This window comes from Vibrio sp. 1562 (assembly GCF_033340155.1).
Lineage (GTDB): Bacteria > Pseudomonadota > Gammaproteobacteria > Enterobacterales > Vibrionaceae > Vibrio > Vibrio alginolyticus.
Genome location: NZ_JAWOVY010000661.1, coordinates 1 through 552, shown reverse-complemented (window position 1 = coordinate 552; position 552 = coordinate 1). Strand labels below are relative to the sequence as shown.

General features: G+C 44.4%; 1 protein-coding gene. It reads left to right on the top strand.

Annotated features, from left to right (window positions below; translation table 11 throughout):
* The coding region (locus R7Z49_RS26945; RefSeq protein ID WP_318112727.1) for an iron-sulfur cluster-binding domain-containing protein at positions 1-552 on the top strand (552 nt) is incomplete at both ends.

The window sequence follows — 552 nt, the reverse complement described above, 5'->3', positions numbered from 1 at the left end:
ACTCCAATGCTGTCGATGGTGCGCTATCTTGCAGACCACAATCAACTGAATGACGTGGTGTTTTACCATCAATGCCGTACTGAGCACGATATTCCATGTCGCTCAGAGTTAGAGCAATTAAAACGCGAACATTCAGGGCTGGAAGTGAAAATCTGTTTAACGCAACCAGCGGTGGATTGGTTTGGTCTTAAAGGGCGTTTAAGTCTGTCTCATATCAAGCAAATCAAAGACGTTGAACAACGACAAGTGTTTGTTTGTGGGCCTGATGGTTTCATGCAAAAAGCCAAAAACTTATTGTTGAAGAAAGGTTTGCCAGAGGCACATTATCATCAAGAAGCCTTTGGTGTTTCTGCTGTGGAAGCAAGACCAGAAAAAGAGGTTGAGATTGAATTCAATGGCTTGAAGATCCAAGGCAACAATCAAAAAACGCTTTTGGATCAGATTGAAGATGCAGGGCAAGTAGTGAGTAATAGCTGCCGTGCTGGCTTGTGCGGTGCGTGTAAGGTACAGCTCACATCAGGACAAGTTCATCACCCAGATGTACCAGCCTTG